Here is a 15,160-nt window from a genome sequence, read left to right as displayed (position 1 = left end):
ATCGCAGATTTCTAATGAAACTCAAACCGTTTTATCTTCCACTGTTAATTATTTTAGCTGGAATTGTATTCTCAATTTATTTACAATGGCAAGTTCCAGATGGGGTTTATTTTAGCGGCGATGCCGGACTGAAAGCATTACTTGCACGACAGTTAAGCGATGGAATTTTACATTTCGATCTCGTTCCTCCCACCCAAAGTTGGGTGCGGGATCTTTGGGCGCAAGGATTGTATCCCTATGACAAACCCTATGTTTATAACGTAGCCGACAAATATTATATTACTTTTCCTTTTACTTTTCCGCTAGTTACTGCTCCTTTTGAGGCACTTTTTGGGTATCGAGGTCTTTATCTAATTCCTCTTATTTCTACCTGGACAATTTGGTTTATTTTCTATTGGGTTTGTCAACAATTGAAGTTGAATAATCTAGACACTTCTTTAGCGCTAATCAACTTAATCTTTGCATCGCCCATAACAATTTATAGTGCCATGTATTGGGAACATACCCTCGCTCTTGTTCTCGCATTTGCTGGCACAGCAATCCTATTCGTCTCTAAAGACTCATCGGGATTATCGATAAAAAATGCTGTCATTAGTGGCAGTTTAATTGGTTTGTCTGTTTGGTTTAGACCTGAATTTTTGTGTTGGGTTAGCACTCTTGCAGTACTGGTTTATTTTGCTGCGCTAACTCAGACAAGTCCGTTGGCAAGTCTGAGAAAAAAAATCAATTTAGATTCTTTTGCTTTTTTGGCAAAAAATAAAAACATCTTCGTTGCTAGCATGTTAGTAACGATTAGTTTATTTTTCTTGTGCAACAAGTTAATTTACAACCATCCTTTGGGCATTCATGCCATTCAGGTAGTCGAAGAATCTTCACTAGCTCAAAAATTGAAAGATAGTTGGAAAAATTTCCGCCAACTTGGATTTGCCTTTTTTCAGTACTTTCCAATTGCTTTGTTTTTATTAATTCTTCCTCTTTTGTTGCTTTTAAAAACAAAAAAAAGTAAATTTAATATTAAATTACTTTCGATCTATTTAATTAGTATTTCATTTATTTTTGGCGTATCTTTAATAGTTCCTCTCGGAAAACAAGGATTAATTGCTGGTGGAAAGCAATGGGGAGCGAGATTTTTATTCATACTAATTCCAATAGTCTCTGTAGTGACGTTTCAAGAGTTAACTCGACTCAGAGAAATAGGTCGTTCTATTTTAGGATATACAGCGATTTTTATCATTTCTCTACTTTTAATCTGGGGAATTCATAAAAATACCTATGAAGCAACAGTTTTTTTACAAAAAAATTATCAAGGCGTCTTACCTGCCATTCAATTTTTACAAAAGTCACCTGATAATGTAATCGCGATCTCTCATCAATATGTGGCACAAGCCCTAGAAGCATCTCTTAATCGAGATAAGTTATTTTTCTGGGTAGAAAATCAAAAAGATTTAGAAAAATTAGGGTTGGCTTTACTAGCCCAGAAGCAGCAAAAATTTATTTATATTTGCTATCCTCATCGTCCTTGCGATCTCCCTAAACAAACCTCAGAAAATCTGAAAATCTATCAAAAAGATCGAGAGATAAAAATTGAATTTTTCAGTTTAGGAAAATTTGGTAAATATCCCATATATGAGGTATCGATTATCAAGCGATCGCCTTTATGGTAGCGCAAATATGAGTAGAATATTTCCTATCGTTCCTGCTTCTAGTAAAGCTCTTTGGTTAATTGGTAGTCTAGCTTTATTTGTTGCTATATTGCTGCTAGTAACCATCTATCTTGGCTATTCCTCTTGTTATACTCAGTTTGAACTTTCTGAAGAGGGACTTCGCATTAAAGGCGATCTCCATGGAAGAAAAATTCCAATATCATCTCTTGTTGTCGATGAGGCAAGGAAAATAGATTTAAACAATTTGCCACAATATCAGCCAAAATGGAGAACCAACGGCACTGCCGTACCTGGATACCGTGCTGGTTGGTTCAAGCTTCGCAATGGAGAGAAAGCGTTCATGTTTGTCACCGAGACAACAGATGTCGTCTATCTGCCGACGCGAGAAGGCTATTCTGTTTTAGACCTCCAGCAAAAGTCAGAGTAAGTTAGGTAAAATAAAACCAAATTACAATTCGAGTTATGACTTACTCTCAAGTAAAAAATTTAAAACCGACAGAGTTTAAACGGCTTTGTGGAGTATATCCAGAGACGTTTAAAGAGATGGTAAAAGTTCTAGAAGCCGAAAAAGTCTTACAAAAAAAACAGGACGACCAAATAAATTAAGCGCAGAAGACCAAATCTTAATGACTCTTGAATATTGGCGAGAGTATCGCACCTATTTTCATATCGGAACTAGCTGGGGAATAAACGAGACAACGGCTTTACGAATCACCAGAAAAGTAGAAGATATTTTAATGAAATCGGGACTTTTCAATCTGCCTGGGAAAAAAGCTGTTCAACCCCAAAATACAGAAATTGAAATTGTCGTAGTAGATGTAGCAGAACATGAAATAGAAAGACCGAAAAAAACAAAAAGCTTACTACAGTGGTCGGCAAAAGTGTCACACGATAAAATCGCAAGTTTTAGCTGACGCAAAAACGAGACAAATTCTTTGTATTGCTCATGAGAAGGGAAAAAGTCATGATTTTAAGATTTGGAAAAATAGTAAAATAGGAATCGAACAACAGATAGAATGTTTGGCTGATAAAGGATATCAAGGAATTCAGAAACTTCATCCCAACAGTAGAATTCCCAACAAAAAAAGCGCAATCAACAGTTAAGTCTAGAGCAAAAGAAGTTTAATCGTAAGTTAGCAAGTGAAAGGATTGTAATTGAAAATATTCATCGCAGTCTAAAAATATTCAGAATTCTTTCAAGTCGATATCGCAACCGAAGAAGACGGTTTGGGTTGAGATTTAATTTGATTGCTGGCATTTATAATTATGAACTTCTTTCCCACTCCAATTATGCGATCGCGTAACACTTTTGCAGGAGGTCTTTTGATGAGCGTGACAAATCCAGACGAATTTTTGCAGTTCTTACAGCAAGTTTCTTCTTAAGAAAAGAAGAGTCAACAATATTTTGCACAATGACTCGCTACATTACCAAAGTTCTCTTACTCTCCAACTAAATAGGTATAGCGACTCAAACTGCGTTCGTAGTCGTTGAGTAAAAGTTGAGACTCTTTGAGAGTAATTCGATTTTCTTGTAAGGCTTGTTCGGTGCGGCGGCGAATATTTTCTAGTAAATCTTCTGACTTGTATTGAACGTAGCTCAGAACTTCAGTAATGGTATCGCCTTTGACTAAATATTCAATTTGATATCCTTTTGGAGACATTTGAATATGAACGACATTTGTATCGCCAAAAAGATTGTGCAAATTGCCCATAATTTCTTGATAGGCTCCTACTAAAAACATTCCCAAATAATAAGGTTCGTGAGATTTTTGGCGATCGCTATTCGGCTTTTCCAGCGGTTTGAGCGGATGCAATTCCAAGACGGATTTAACGTCTCGCAAGTCAATAAATTGATCGATTTTGCCATCGCTATCGCAGGTTAAATCGGCTAAAATTCCCCGTTGGGTTGGTTCTTCATTCAAGCGATGAATGGGCATGATAGGAAAAAGCTGATCGATCGCCCAGGAATCTGGTGCCGATTGGAAGACAGAAAGATTGACATAATAGATAGAAGCCATTATCTTTTCTAGGTCCTCTAAATCGTCGGGAACGTATTCTTGACGGCGAGCAATATCGAGAATTTTACCGCAGCAAGCCCAGTATAATTGTTCGGCTCTGGCTCTTTCTTTTAAACTCAAATAGCCGAAGTTAAATAGACTGGTGGCTTCTTCTTTGAATTGAATGGCATCGTGATAGGTTTCTTGGTAGTTATTCTCATTAATAGATTCGTAAGTTTCCCAAAGATTGCGCAGGACTAAATGTTCTGTCTCTTCTACAGCTTGAGGCGGCGTAGAGGGAACATCGTTAGTCTCCAAAACATCAAAAATGAGAACGGATTGATGGGAAGCGATCGCCCGCCCGCTTTCGCTCACGAGGATGGGAGCATTGACCTCACCTTGCTTGCAAGCATCTCTAACGTATGCGACGATATCATTAGCGTAATTCTGCATATTGTAGTTTTTCGAGGCGTAAAAGTTGGTTTTAGAACCGTCGTAATCAACGCCTAAGCCGCCTCCTACGTCTAGATAGCGCATATTCGCTCCCAATCTAGTTAGTTGTACGTAAATCTGACTGGCTTCGCGAATGGCATCTTTGATGACGCTAATCGAAGAAATTTGAGAGCCGATATGAAAGTGAAGCAGTTGCAAGCAATGAAGCATTCCCGCTGCTTGTAACTCATTGACGACTTCGAGCATTTCGGAAATAGTCAGACCGAATTTAGCGCGATCGCCCGTAGAAGTGCCCCAGCGCCCCGATCCCTTGGTACTCAATTTGCCTCTAACGCCTAAAACGGGTTCGATCCCCAATTGCTCGCTAATTTGAAGCGCTATATACAGTTCTTCGAGTTGCTCGATAACGACAATCGTTTGATGTCCCAGTCGTCTCGCTAAAAGTGCCGTTTCGATATACTCTCGATCTTTGTAGCCATTGCAAATCAATAAAGCTTCCGAACTGGGTTCTAGAGTCGCCAGCGCAATCATTAATTCGGGTTTCGATCCCGCCTCCAGTCCGAATTGGTAAGGTTTGCCATAACGAACTAGGGATTCGACGATGTGGCGATGCTGGTTGCATTTGATCGGGTAAACTCCCCGGTAGACATTAGGGTAGTTGTAGCGGGCGATCGCGCGAGCAAAAGCAGCATTTAAGCGCTCGATCCGATCTGCCAAAATATCTGAAAAGCGAATCAGTAAGGGCAGTCCGATATTTCTCTGACGCAACGCTGCAACCAGTTCGTACAGATCTAAAGAACCGCCGCGATCGCCTTGAGGCGAAACCGTCACATGACCTGCTGCATTAATTGAGAAGTAAGGTTCTCCCCATCCCTGGATGCGATATAGGTTTTCGCTATCTTCTATCGTCCAAGACCGACTGGCAACTTTCTGCTCTCGATTGCCGTCTTCTTGGGAGTCGAATTGTTGTTGGGTTGGCATTTTTTCTGGATGAATTTTCCCTAGCGCTTTGATTTTTGCACCCATTACTCTATCGTTACCTCTCAATTGCAACCGTTTCTTATCTTAGCTTTTCTACCGTTTGAACGGGGTTAAGTAATGGCTATGGTAAAATTTCCTCGGATAGATTCTCAAAAGAACTGAGAGGGAGATAGGGAGAGAGGAAGACAAGGTAACTCACAACAATTGACAATTGGCGATTGAGAAGTAGATGTAGAGAATTAATAAACAATTGGCTATGAAAATTCTAGATTCTAAAGGACGTTTATTTGGAACGATCAGTATCCTAGATTTGGGTGCTGCCTGCGTTATTCTTTTAGTGATTATTGGGATCTTTTTCTTTCCTGGAACGTCTGGTACGTCGATTGCTGGTAGCGGTACTGGAATGAAACCCATTGAAATTGACGCGATCGTTCGGGGATTGGGGATCCGCGATCCAAAAGTTTTATTGAGCGAGTTTGATAAAGCCAATAAAGCCAATCTCATTATCCGCAAACAACCCCACGGTCAGATCGACATTAAAGCGGTGAAGCAACTTACCAGGACGGTAACTGTACCTCAACCCGACGGTACGGTGAAAGCCCTTCCCGATCCCAAAGCCGATGCCTACGCTGCCGATCTGCTTTTAACCTTGGCAGGCAAAGCACAAGTTACTAAAAACGGTGCCGTCTTAGGGGGTGAAAAAATTAAGATTGGCGTACCGATCGAATTAGAAGGATTTAACTACAGTTTTAACGCTACCATTATTGACGTTCGCATCAAAGAGTGAGGCTTTGTACGATCGCAGCTTTTTTGGAACAGCGGGGTCTAAATTCACATGATGCAAGAGCGGAGATAACCAAAACTTGATACGATTTAACTGATTGAAAACTTTACTGCTGCAATTGCTAAATTCACCCAAACGATTACTGCAACGAGTAAGGGTTCTAGATCCGCTTTCCGATACCGATCGCATCGCCGACGTTCTCATTGCTGGCGATCGCATAGAGGCAATTGAAACGCATTTCGATTCCATTCCTCAAGATGCATCAGTCTTGGAGACTGAAGGATTAATCTTAGCGCCGGGACTGGTCGATCTCTACAGCTACAGCGGAGAACCAGGACACGAAGAACGAGAAACGCTTTCTTCTCTGATAGCCGCAGCCCAAGCAGGAGGCTTTACTCGTCTAGCAATTTTACCCAATACCATTCCTCCTGTCGATAATCCCGCCACCTTAGCCCTTCTCCAACAGAAGTTAGAAGTCGCAAGTCAGACAAAACCATTCCCCAAGTCTCCCCATCTCAACTTCTGGGGCGCTTTGACTGTTGCCATTGAAGGGCAGCAGATGACAGAACTAACCGACTTAGCAGCGGCAGGCGCGGTGGGGTTTGCAGACGGTCGTCCGGTGAAAAACTTAGGTTTGCTGCGGCGATTGTTGGAGTATGTCAAACCTTTAAACAAGCCAGTCGCCCTAATTCCAGCAAACGAGTCCCTCAAGGGTAAAGGGGTAATGCGAGAGGGAGTGGCTTCGATTAGCTATGGATTGCCTGGAGATCCAGCCGTTTCAGAAGCTGCCGCGATCGCGTCTTTATTAGAACTCATCGCCGTTACCGATACTCCGGTTCATCTAATGAGAGTATCGACACGTCGGGGTGTCGAGTTAATCGCCCAAGCTAAGGCGCGAGGAGTACCCGTAACTGCTAGTACGACTTGGATGCATCTATTGCTCAATACTAACGACGTTGCCAGTTACGATCCCAATTTACGCTTAGAGCCTCCTTTGGGCAACAAGGAAGACATGGAAGCCTTAATCGAAGGCGTGAAGCAGGGAATTATCGATGCTGTTGCGGTCGATCACACGCCTTATACTTATGAGGAGAAAACCCTTTCTTTTGCTGAGGCACCGCCGGGAGCAATCGGTTTGGAGTTAGCCTTGCCACTTTTGTGGGAGCGCTTGGTTGAAAGCGGCGAATGGTCTGCGCTTGAGTTATGGCAGTGTTTGAGCGTTCGTCCTCTATCGTGTTTGCATCAAAAACCGATAAGTTGTACCCCCGGACAACCTGCCGAGTTGGTGTTGTTCGATCCAAAAGCTACGTGGACGGTAGAACAGCGAGAGTTGAATTCTCTTTCTACCAATACTCCTTGGTTGGGAAAACCAATAACGGGTCGCGTTGTAACCAAGATCGGTGACCCGTTACCAGTTACCAGTTAGCGATCGATTTTATCTGTAAAAATGCTAGCTTACGATACATTATTTAAAACTATTGAAGAATTAGTTCTACATCATTCTCCTAGCGGCGTAGAGGAGGAAATCGATCGCCTTCTACTCGATCGCTTTAGATCGTTCGGATTAGAAACTTGGCAGGATCGGGCAGGAAATATTATTGCCAAAATTCCCGGTCAAGATTCTCAAAGATCCATTGCGATTACGGGTCATAAAGATGAGATCGGCGCGATCGTTAAATCCATTGACGAAAATGGCTGCTTGCAAGTTCGCAAACTCGGCGGTTCTTTTCCTTGGGTGTATGGCGAAGGCGTAGTCGATATCTTGGGCGACAAGGCAACGATTAGCGGTATTCTCTCTTTTGGTTCTCGCCACATCTCGCACGAGTCTCCCCAAAAGGCACAACAGGACAATGCCCCGCTGCGCTGGGAAGATGCTTGGGTAGAAACTAAACGGAGTTTGACAGAATTAGCCGAAGTAGGCGTGCGTCCCGGAAGTCGAGTCGTTGTAGGAAAACATCGCAAGCGTCCTATTCGCTTAAAAGACCATATTGCTAGCTATACTCTGGATAACAAGGCTTCTGTGGCAATTTTGCTGGCACTGGCGGAATATTTGCAAGATCCTGTAGTAGATATCTATTTAGTTGCCTCGGCAAAAGAAGAGGTGGGTGCGATTGGGGCGCTCTTTTTTACTCAAAATCAGCCTTTGGATGCGCTGATTGCCCTAGAAATTTGTCCTTTATCTTCCGAATATCCGATCGCAGACGGAGAAGCGCCCGTGTTGCTATCTCAGGATAGCTATGGCATTTACGATGAAAAGTTGAACGATGAATTGCGAAAAGTTGCCCAAAAAGAGGAAATTCCCTTACAATTAGCGGCAATTAGCGGATTTGGCAGCGATGCTTCGATCGCCATGAAATTCGGTCACGTTGCTCGTGCTGCTTGTTTGGGGTTTCCGACGCAAAATACCCACGGTTACGAAATTGCTCATTTAGGCGCGATCGCTAATTGCATCACATTACTTAAAACTTTTTGTCAAACTTCTTAAAACTTGAGAATATCTATCGCCTCATAGAATGGAGATAAGACTAAAAGCCGAGGAATTATACGATTATGAATGCTATATCCGACCGTGGCTTTAAGTCCATAAGCTGGTCAACTGTTATTTTGTTTGCTTTGGGTTTCTGGCTCAGTGGTAGCTTGATTCTCGATCTGCTAATTCTTCCCAGCTTATGGGCTTCTGGAATGATGAATCAAGCCGGATTTGCTAGCGCTGGCTATACGATCTTTGGAATGTTTAACCGCATCGAATTACTGTGTGCCGCTTTAGTGCTAACAGGTTTTTTAGGGCTTCGTTTCTCCCATCTCATTTCCTATGCAGACCTCTTGCAAGAACGCTTGTCGATTATTTTGTCAGGACTCCTTGTCATTATTCCCCTAATTTACATCTATTTTCTAACTCCCCAAATGAGTGGCTTGGGATTAAATCTAAAGCTATTTGAAACAACGACCACTATGCCTGCCGCCATGATTTCCCTGCATGAAGGTTACTGGTTGCTAGAGGTTCTCAAGTTGGTAGCAGGAACAACTTTACTGCGCTGGTGCTACCGCAGTTCTTGCCATCTCAGCTAATCATGCAGAAATTGCATAGCAACTCATCTTATCCCCTCATCTTTTGAGGGGATTGACTATGATAATATTAAGCATTTTTCCGACAGATAAATCGGACAGAGGAGCGGAAAATCGCTGAGAGCTTTATGCAGAAAAAGCAAAAAATTAGGCATGACAGAGAAGTCAATGATATTATCAATGTGCATGTAGAAATATTATTGATAGGACAATCATCATGGCACAAGCACCTATATCTCCGGTGGTGCTAGTTATTTTAGATGGCTGGGGTTATCGGGAAGAAACAAAAGCCAACGCGATCGCAATGGCAAAAACCCCCATTATGGATAGCCTATGGGCAGCCTACCCTAGAACCTTAATTCGCACTTCCGGCAAAGACGTAGGACTTCCAGACGGTCAAATGGGTAACTCTGAGGTAGGACACCTCAACCTGGGTGCTGGACGAGTAGTGCCGCAGGAGTTGGTTCGTATTTCTGATGCGGTAGAAAACGGTTCTTTTTTTCGCAACCCTGCCTTAGTAAAAGTTTGCGAGGAGGTTCGCGCCTGTGGCGGCAAACTCCATCTGATCGGTTTGTGTTCCGAAGGCGGCGTCCACTCACATTTAACGCATTTATTAGGGTTACTGGATCTAGCCAAGCTACAATCTATTGCCAATGTCTGCGTTCACGCCATCACCGATGGTCGAGATACGAATACGACTGAAGGCGCGATCGCAATTGGTAAAATCCAGGCACACATCGATAGAATTGGGATAGGGCGCATCGCCACGATTAGCGGTCGCTATTATGCAATGGATCGCGATCGCCGCTGGGATCGCACCAAAAAAGCCTACGATCTGCTCGTGCAAGATGGGACAGGAGACGGGCGTTCGGCGACTCAAGTCTTGCAAGATTTCTACGCCCAAGGCGTTACCGATGAGTTTATCGTACCAACTCGGCTCGCACCTGGTGCCGTAGAAGCCGGAGATGGAGTGATTTTCTTTAATTTCCGCCCAGATCGAGCCAGACAGTTATGTTACGCTTTCGTAAGCCCTGGTTTTAACGGCTTTGAGAGAGAACAGATTAAGCCGCTGAGTTTTGTTACCTTTACTCAATACGACCCTACTTTACCCGTCAGCGTTGCCTTTGAACCGCAAAATCTGAGCAACATTTTGGGGGAAGTGGTATCTAAACATGGGTTACGTCAGTTTCGCACGGCGGAAACGGAAAAATATCCCCACGTAACCTACTTCTTCAATGGTGGATTGGAAAAACCGTTTGAAGGGGAAGATCGAGAATTGGTTCAAAGTCCAATGGTGCCGACTTACGATAAAGCTCCTGCCATGGCGGCAGAAGCGGTTACCGATGTCGCTTGTGCCGCCATTGAAAAAGGGATTTACTCCCTCGCGGTCATGAATTACGCCAATCCCGATATGGTCGGTCATACGGGCAACCTAGAAGCGGCGATCGAAGCTATTGAAACCGTCGATCGCTGTTTGGGACGCTTACTCGCGAGCATTAGTAAAATGGGCGGAACCGTTTTGATTACCGCCGATCACGGCAATGCAGAATATATGAGCGATGAAGCAGGAAATCCTTGGACGGCTCATACAACCAATCCCGTACCCTTGATTCTTATAGAAGGAGAAGGACGCAAAATTCCCGGACACGGTACCAAAGTAGAACTTCGCGATGACGGACGGTTGTGCGATATTGCCCCAACGATCCTCGAAATTTTACAAATCCCTCAGCCAGAGGAAATGACCGGGCGATCGCTGATTAAACCGATAGAGTTTGAAGTCAAACCCAGTCGGACACCGATCCGGGTTTCCCTATAATCTAGATATAGGCTCTAGCCAAAATCTAAAAACTAACATCCTTTCATTGAATGTCATGACTATCGTTCAACTGGTTGAAATTATTTGGGCAGTATCTGCTTTGTTGCTCGTCGTTATCGTCTTACTCCACAGTCCTAAAGGAGACGGGTTAGGCGGAATCGGCGGACAAGCACAATTATTCACCAGCGCCAAAAGCGCAGAAAAAACCTTGAACCAGATCGCTTGGACGCTGACTGCTATATTTATGGGAACAACGATAGTCCTGAGTGCTGGTTGGTTGAATCGGTAGATTGGGGATCGGTCGTTTGTCCTTTGTTCTTTGTCATTAGTCATTCGATGAAAGGATTTTGGATTGGGGAGTAGTTAGTAGGGGCGGGTTTATCTAAAAACGCAAGAGATTTACCAACAGTTACTGTCAAAAACCCGCCCCTACAGTAGTTAGTTGTTAATTGTCTCCCCACCCTTCCATTTCCTCCCACACTCTCCACACTCTCCCCGTCCCCCAGTCTTCTCCTCTTCCTTGTCTCCCAACTCCCCTCACCCTCCCCACTCCCCCTGTCTCTTAGCGGTAGGAGTTGCGATCGCGATTAGCATTCTCGTTATCCTCTTGGAATTTCGGGGCGTAAAAGCGAAAGAACCCAATTCTTTTCTACCTCCCTTACAGGTTCATCCCTTGCCGCCTACATTGGCACAGTGGCAAGTCCTCTCGAATGCAGGGGACTATTTTTCCGAGGTTAAGTCTACTGCTGCGGGTTATTTAGTTTGGTCTGAGTTTCCGATTAAAGTTTATCTAGATCGTCCTGAAAATTTCCAAGACTCCTCAGCTAGCAACCGCCGTTTCCAACAATGGGCAAATGCCGTTGCAACAGCGATCCGGGAATGGAATGCCTATCTACCTTTGATAGAAGTTAGGCAACCGGAACTGGCAGATATCGCGATCGAGCGATCGCAGCCACCTTTAGGAGTGCAAATAGACCGCGAAACGGGACGGATAACGAGATTTAGAGCGCGATCGGCGCAAACTCGCTGCGAATTTTATATCCGCGAAGGAAATCCGCCTATTTTATCCCATCGCATGACGATTCTCATTAATCCAGGGTTGAGCGATCGCTCGATCCTCTCAGCCGCGCGCCACGAACTCGGTCACGCTCTGGGAATCTGGGGGCACAGTCGGGTGGAAACCGATATTATGTATTTTTCTCAAGTTCGCACTCCGCCCTCAATTTCTCCTAGAGATATCAACACGCTCAAAAAAGTTTATCAGCAGCCAACGCGATTGGGTTGGGCATTACGATTCAAAAATTCGTCGCCGTAAAAAAACGCTAGTATAAATTACATTAAACCCACTCGATGGGTTGGCATTCTCGCCTTTAGAAAGATTGGGAATGAATATGGTTGAACCATTTGTGCCACAAGAACAACTGCTTAAAACCGAAGCTCCCCAAGTCAAGCTCGGTACCGAATCCGCAGGTACTTTAGCGCCGCGATCGTACCAAGAAAAGTCGCTGCTGTTGGGACAGCAAATCACCAATTATATAGAACAGTCGCAACAATATTGGAATGACTTATGGCAAGCTTACAAGAAACCTGTAATCCTGCTAGGTTGGTTTGTAGGAGCGGGGATCGCTCTCAAGCTAACCCTGGCTGTAATGGGTGCTATTAACGACGTTCCCTTACTAGAACCGATATTTGAACTTGTCGGTCTAGGCTATACGGTTTGGTTCGGTTCTCGCTATCTAATTCGCTCTTATCAGCGATCGTCAACTCCTATCCAGCTCGAACCATCGGAGCGCTAATTCCTACAGTTCCGCTCAAAAAATAGAGACCAATTCTATACTGTCGTTGACGACGGAGGCTTCTAGGCGCTTAATTTTTTGACAAACAATCAAAATTTAAGGCAGCCATAGAATTATTACAGCAAAAATAAGGTCAGTCAATCTACAAATTGCGTTTTTTCAAAGTTTTTTAGCGATCTTGCTAGTTAAAAATATCAGGGGATCGTGACAATGTAATCGTTTAAAAGTTTTCAACTTTTAATAAAGTTTATTATCTTTTAATTGCTTAAATTTATGAAGTATGCGGAGAAAAATTGACTATAATAAGGGTGTAAAAGCAAAAAGTAGGAAGCGGTAAAGATTCCGCCCCGCTTCCTCTCCGTCCCAATTGTGGATGGGAAATTTAGCGGTAGAAGGCTAATGGATACGAAAATCTGGGAAGAGTATCAAAAGCAATTCTCCGAATGGCAGAAAAAGTTTATCGACACCTGGCTTGAAAGTCTACCCAATGGAAAAAATGCTCTAAATTTCGGAGAGAATTTTGAGAAAACGTTGAAATTCCAGGAGGAAATAGTACGCTCTTACCTCGAAGTCCAAGAAAAAACCACTCAGATGCTGATAGAAACTCAAAAGCAATTCTGGAGTGATTATTTTGAAACAATGCGCAAAACACCTGCTACGACTTCTGGTTAGATTGGGTAGGAAGGTTGCGGTCAGTATTCCGGCGCCCAGCCGGCGGGCAGTTAAATATTAATTCTAAACTGAACCCTCAACTGCGATCGCAGTTGAGGGTTTTCCACAGAAATCAGCTAAGAATGGCGAACAAAGAGCTTTGAAAACGGTTCCCAAGCCCGAATATCTTCTAGCAAAGCTTCGTAGCCTTTAACGTTCGGATGAAGTCCGTCTGGGCAAAGGCGCGATTTTATCCAGCTTTCTCCGCGTTCCATCCACAGGTCAAAAATGTCTAAGTAAGGGATTCGGCGCAGCTTGCAAGCAATTCTGGTGGCTTCTTTATAGCGGTACTGTTCGGCGCGATTGTAATACAAACAGTCAAGAAAGGGCATCTTGCTCTCATCGACTGGTGTCATCCCCACAAACATGACTGGGCACAACTGCTGTGCTCGATCTAACAGGTCGGCTAGCTGTGCCATAAACACTCCAAAATCGGTTAAGGTGCGTCCGTCTCGACGACCCACTCTCGGCGAGTCATTAACTCCCACCGAGAGAATAATCATATCTGGGACTCGATTTTTCAGCTCGCCCCGTTGGCGAAACTCCTGTTCGAGTCGCTGATGCACTTGAGCCACACCATTCCCGCGAATGCCCAAATTATAGAGAGCGTGACCGGAACCATCGAGATGCATCCACTGCCTTCGCAGACGTTCTACCCAACCGCCGCCGACAGGATCGCCAAAGCCATAGATCAGGCTATCCCCAAGGGCAATAATCCTTAGCGGAAAGCGATGGCGTTGAAGCATTGATGTCATCGTGGGAGAAGAAAGATTTGGCATGGTGCATTTATTTCAACCTCGTCTGTCTATAAATCTATCTACAAATTGATAGATAAGGTCTGTTCGGCAGATTCTCTTTGGAACTTAGGTTTAGATCGACTATCAAGGTTTTTGAATCCTAGTCAAGAAGTAGTACATAGTAACTCGCTAGACGCGATAATTCTTTTTGATGATTATTTTTAGCGCAATATCTACACAAATACTCATCTAGAGAATCACAAACTTCTTTACTAATTTAATTCTTGGTAAAACTCTGGTAAAGCTATTGTTGAATAAGAATCAAAAGCTTTACAGAACAATACTAGCGAGAAAAGTGAATCCTTACTCAGTTGTGTAAAGACTGTTACATCTTTAATCTTTTCATCTCTCTAATGATAGATTGTAACCAATTCAACTCATTGGGACTGTTATCTATTTAACATTTTTCAACAAATAATTAAACATCGTTTCCTACCTAAATGAGAATTTGACTAGACTTTGTCAAGTTTTGATAAGAATTGTAAGTTTCGAGATGTTATTTTTAAGACTTCAATTTAAGGCGAAAGCCTATAATATTAATGGATGAGAGGGAAAAATTAGGAAGTGGTTAATATCCCGCCCCGCTTCCTCTCCATCCACAAAAAAGGATGGGGTATCTAGCGGTCAAAAAATCAATGGATACCAAAGTATTTGAAGATTATCAACAAGAAATCGCCAATTGGCAGAAAAAGTATTTCGACATTTGGCTCGAAACAATACCTACTACTGTTGGGAACAATACACTCAATTTCTCGGAAAATTTCGATAAAACAATGAAATTCCAAGAAGAAGTCGTAAAAACTTCCCTTGAAGCTCAAGAGAAAACAGCTCAGATGCTAATAGAAATCCAACGACAGTTCTGGAATAATTATGTTGACTTGCTGCGGAAAGTACCAACGGTGATGGAAACCCAAAAGCAGCTTGTAAATAACTATTTTGACTTGCTGCAAAAAACACCAACGATAGTGGAAACCCAACGGCAGCTCTGGAATAGCTATTTCGATATGATGCAGAAAACACAAGTCAGTAGTGCTATAACACAAGTCAATAGTGTTAATTAAATTTGCACTCAACCTTTGAGTGCTTCTTGCAGCC

At 43.2% G+C, this 15,160-nt stretch carries 14 protein-coding genes and 1 pseudogene; 13 read left to right on the top strand and 2 right to left on the bottom strand.

Annotated elements, in window-relative coordinates:
• Positions 1–14: 14 nt before the first annotated feature.
• From PLE7327_RS19405 to PLE7327_RS23740, 3 genes and pseudogenes are all read left to right on the top strand, one after another.
• Complete coding sequence (locus PLE7327_RS19405) at positions 15–1,664, top strand: LA_3751/LA_3752 family putative glycosyltransferase (RefSeq protein WP_015145474.1); 1,650 nt, start codon at positions 15–17, stop codon at positions 1,662–1,664.
• A gap of 7 nt (positions 1,665–1,671) precedes the next feature.
• On the top strand, positions 1,672–2,091 hold the full coding sequence (locus tag PLE7327_RS19400; protein ID WP_041392387.1) for a PH domain-containing protein: 420 nt from the start codon (positions 1,672–1,674) through the stop codon (positions 2,089–2,091).
• Positions 2,092–2,126: 35 nt separating this feature from the next.
• A pseudogene (locus PLE7327_RS23740) lies at positions 2,127–2,968 on the top strand (IS5 family transposase).
• 135 nt (positions 2,969–3,103) lie between these two features.
• Here the strand turns inward: PLE7327_RS23740 and speA are convergent.
• Positions 3,104–5,095, bottom strand: a complete 1,992-nt coding sequence (speA, locus tag PLE7327_RS19390; RefSeq protein WP_041393614.1) for a biosynthetic arginine decarboxylase — start codon at positions 5,093–5,095, stop codon at positions 3,104–3,106.
• Between the two features lie 256 nt (positions 5,096–5,351).
• Between speA and PLE7327_RS19385 the strand changes: the two genes are divergently transcribed.
• From PLE7327_RS19385 to PLE7327_RS19345, 9 genes are all read left to right on the top strand, one after another.
• Positions 5,352–5,882 carry a DUF4330 domain-containing protein gene (locus tag PLE7327_RS19385; protein ID WP_015145471.1) on the top strand — a complete coding sequence of 177 codons (531 nt, stop codon included), beginning with the start codon at positions 5,352–5,354 and terminating at the stop codon, positions 5,880–5,882.
• A gap of 94 nt (positions 5,883–5,976) precedes the next feature.
• Complete coding sequence (locus PLE7327_RS19380) at positions 5,977–7,305, top strand: dihydroorotase (protein WP_015145470.1); 1,329 nt, start codon at positions 5,977–5,979, stop codon at positions 7,303–7,305.
• Positions 7,306–7,326: 21 nt separating this feature from the next.
• A complete protein-coding gene (locus PLE7327_RS19375) occupies positions 7,327–8,364 on the top strand; it encodes a M42 family metallopeptidase (RefSeq protein ID WP_015145469.1) in 1,038 nt (345 codons plus the stop codon).
• Positions 8,365–8,429: 65 nt separating this feature from the next.
• Complete coding sequence (locus PLE7327_RS19370; RefSeq protein ID WP_015145468.1) at positions 8,430–8,948, top strand: hypothetical protein; 519 nt, start codon at positions 8,430–8,432, stop codon at positions 8,946–8,948.
• A gap of 214 nt (positions 8,949–9,162) precedes the next feature.
• On the top strand, positions 9,163–10,761 hold the full coding sequence (gene gpmI, locus PLE7327_RS19365) for a 2,3-bisphosphoglycerate-independent phosphoglycerate mutase (protein ID WP_015145467.1): 1,599 nt from the start codon (positions 9,163–9,165) through the stop codon (positions 10,759–10,761).
• A gap of 55 nt (positions 10,762–10,816) precedes the next feature.
• Positions 10,817–11,050, top strand: a complete 234-nt coding sequence (gene secG, locus PLE7327_RS19360) for a preprotein translocase subunit SecG (RefSeq protein WP_015145466.1) — start codon at positions 10,817–10,819, stop codon at positions 11,048–11,050.
• 231 nt (positions 11,051–11,281) lie between these two features.
• Positions 11,282–12,076 (top strand): matrixin family metalloprotease, encoded by a 795-nt coding sequence (locus PLE7327_RS19355; protein WP_051036484.1) that lies wholly within the window; start codon positions 11,282–11,284, stop codon positions 12,074–12,076.
• Between the two features lie 76 nt (positions 12,077–12,152).
• A complete protein-coding gene (locus tag PLE7327_RS19350) occupies positions 12,153–12,557 on the top strand; it encodes a CAAD domain-containing protein (protein ID WP_015145464.1) in 405 nt (134 codons plus the stop codon).
• Between the two features lie 399 nt (positions 12,558–12,956).
• On the top strand, positions 12,957–13,229 hold the full coding sequence (locus PLE7327_RS19345) for a hypothetical protein (protein ID WP_015145463.1): 273 nt from the start codon (positions 12,957–12,959) through the stop codon (positions 13,227–13,229).
• 116 nt (positions 13,230–13,345) lie between these two features.
• Here PLE7327_RS19345 and PLE7327_RS19340 read toward each other — a convergent pair whose 3' ends face one another.
• Positions 13,346–14,047 carry a GDSL-type esterase/lipase family protein gene (locus tag PLE7327_RS19340; RefSeq protein ID WP_051036483.1) on the bottom strand — a complete coding sequence of 234 codons (702 nt, stop codon included), beginning with the start codon at positions 14,045–14,047 and terminating at the stop codon, positions 13,346–13,348.
• Between the two features lie 653 nt (positions 14,048–14,700).
• Between PLE7327_RS19340 and PLE7327_RS24990 the strand changes: the two genes are divergently transcribed.
• Positions 14,701–15,126 (top strand): hypothetical protein, encoded by a 426-nt coding sequence (locus PLE7327_RS24990; RefSeq protein WP_015145461.1) that lies wholly within the window; start codon positions 14,701–14,703, stop codon positions 15,124–15,126.
• Positions 15,127–15,160 lie beyond the last annotated feature (34 nt).

The organism is Pleurocapsa sp. PCC 7327 (assembly GCF_000317025.1).
Classification (GTDB): Bacteria; Cyanobacteriota; Cyanobacteriia; order Cyanobacteriales; family Microcystaceae; genus Hydrococcus.
This window is presented reverse-complemented; position numbering and strand designations above follow the sequence as displayed.

Coding starts and splice junctions, on each gene's coding strand:
- PLE7327_RS19375 (WP_015145469.1), top strand. CDS start 7,327: ATGCTAGCTTACGATACATTATTTAAAACTATTGAAGAATTAGTTCTA.
- PLE7327_RS19345 (WP_015145463.1), top strand. CDS start 12,957: ATGGATACGAAAATCTGGGAAGAGTATCAAAAGCAATTCTCCGAATGG.
- PLE7327_RS19400 (WP_041392387.1), top strand. CDS start 1,672: ATGAGTAGAATATTTCCTATCGTTCCTGCTTCTAGTAAAGCTCTTTGG.
- PLE7327_RS19405 (WP_015145474.1), top strand. CDS start 15: ATGAAACTCAAACCGTTTTATCTTCCACTGTTAATTATTTTAGCTGGA.
- PLE7327_RS19340 (WP_051036483.1), bottom strand. CDS start 14,047: ATGCCAAATCTTTCTTCTCCCACGATGACATCAATGCTTCAACGCCAT.
- PLE7327_RS19385 (WP_015145471.1), top strand. CDS start 5,352: ATGAAAATTCTAGATTCTAAAGGACGTTTATTTGGAACGATCAGTATC.
- speA (WP_041393614.1), bottom strand. CDS start 5,095: ATGCCAACCCAACAACAATTCGACTCCCAAGAAGACGGCAATCGAGAG.
- PLE7327_RS19350 (WP_015145464.1), top strand. CDS start 12,153: ATGGTTGAACCATTTGTGCCACAAGAACAACTGCTTAAAACCGAAGCT.
- PLE7327_RS24990 (WP_015145461.1), top strand. CDS start 14,701: ATGGATACCAAAGTATTTGAAGATTATCAACAAGAAATCGCCAATTGG.
- PLE7327_RS19370 (WP_015145468.1), top strand. CDS start 8,430: ATGAATGCTATATCCGACCGTGGCTTTAAGTCCATAAGCTGGTCAACT.
- gpmI (WP_015145467.1), top strand. CDS start 9,163: ATGGCACAAGCACCTATATCTCCGGTGGTGCTAGTTATTTTAGATGGC.
- secG (WP_015145466.1), top strand. CDS start 10,817: ATGACTATCGTTCAACTGGTTGAAATTATTTGGGCAGTATCTGCTTTG.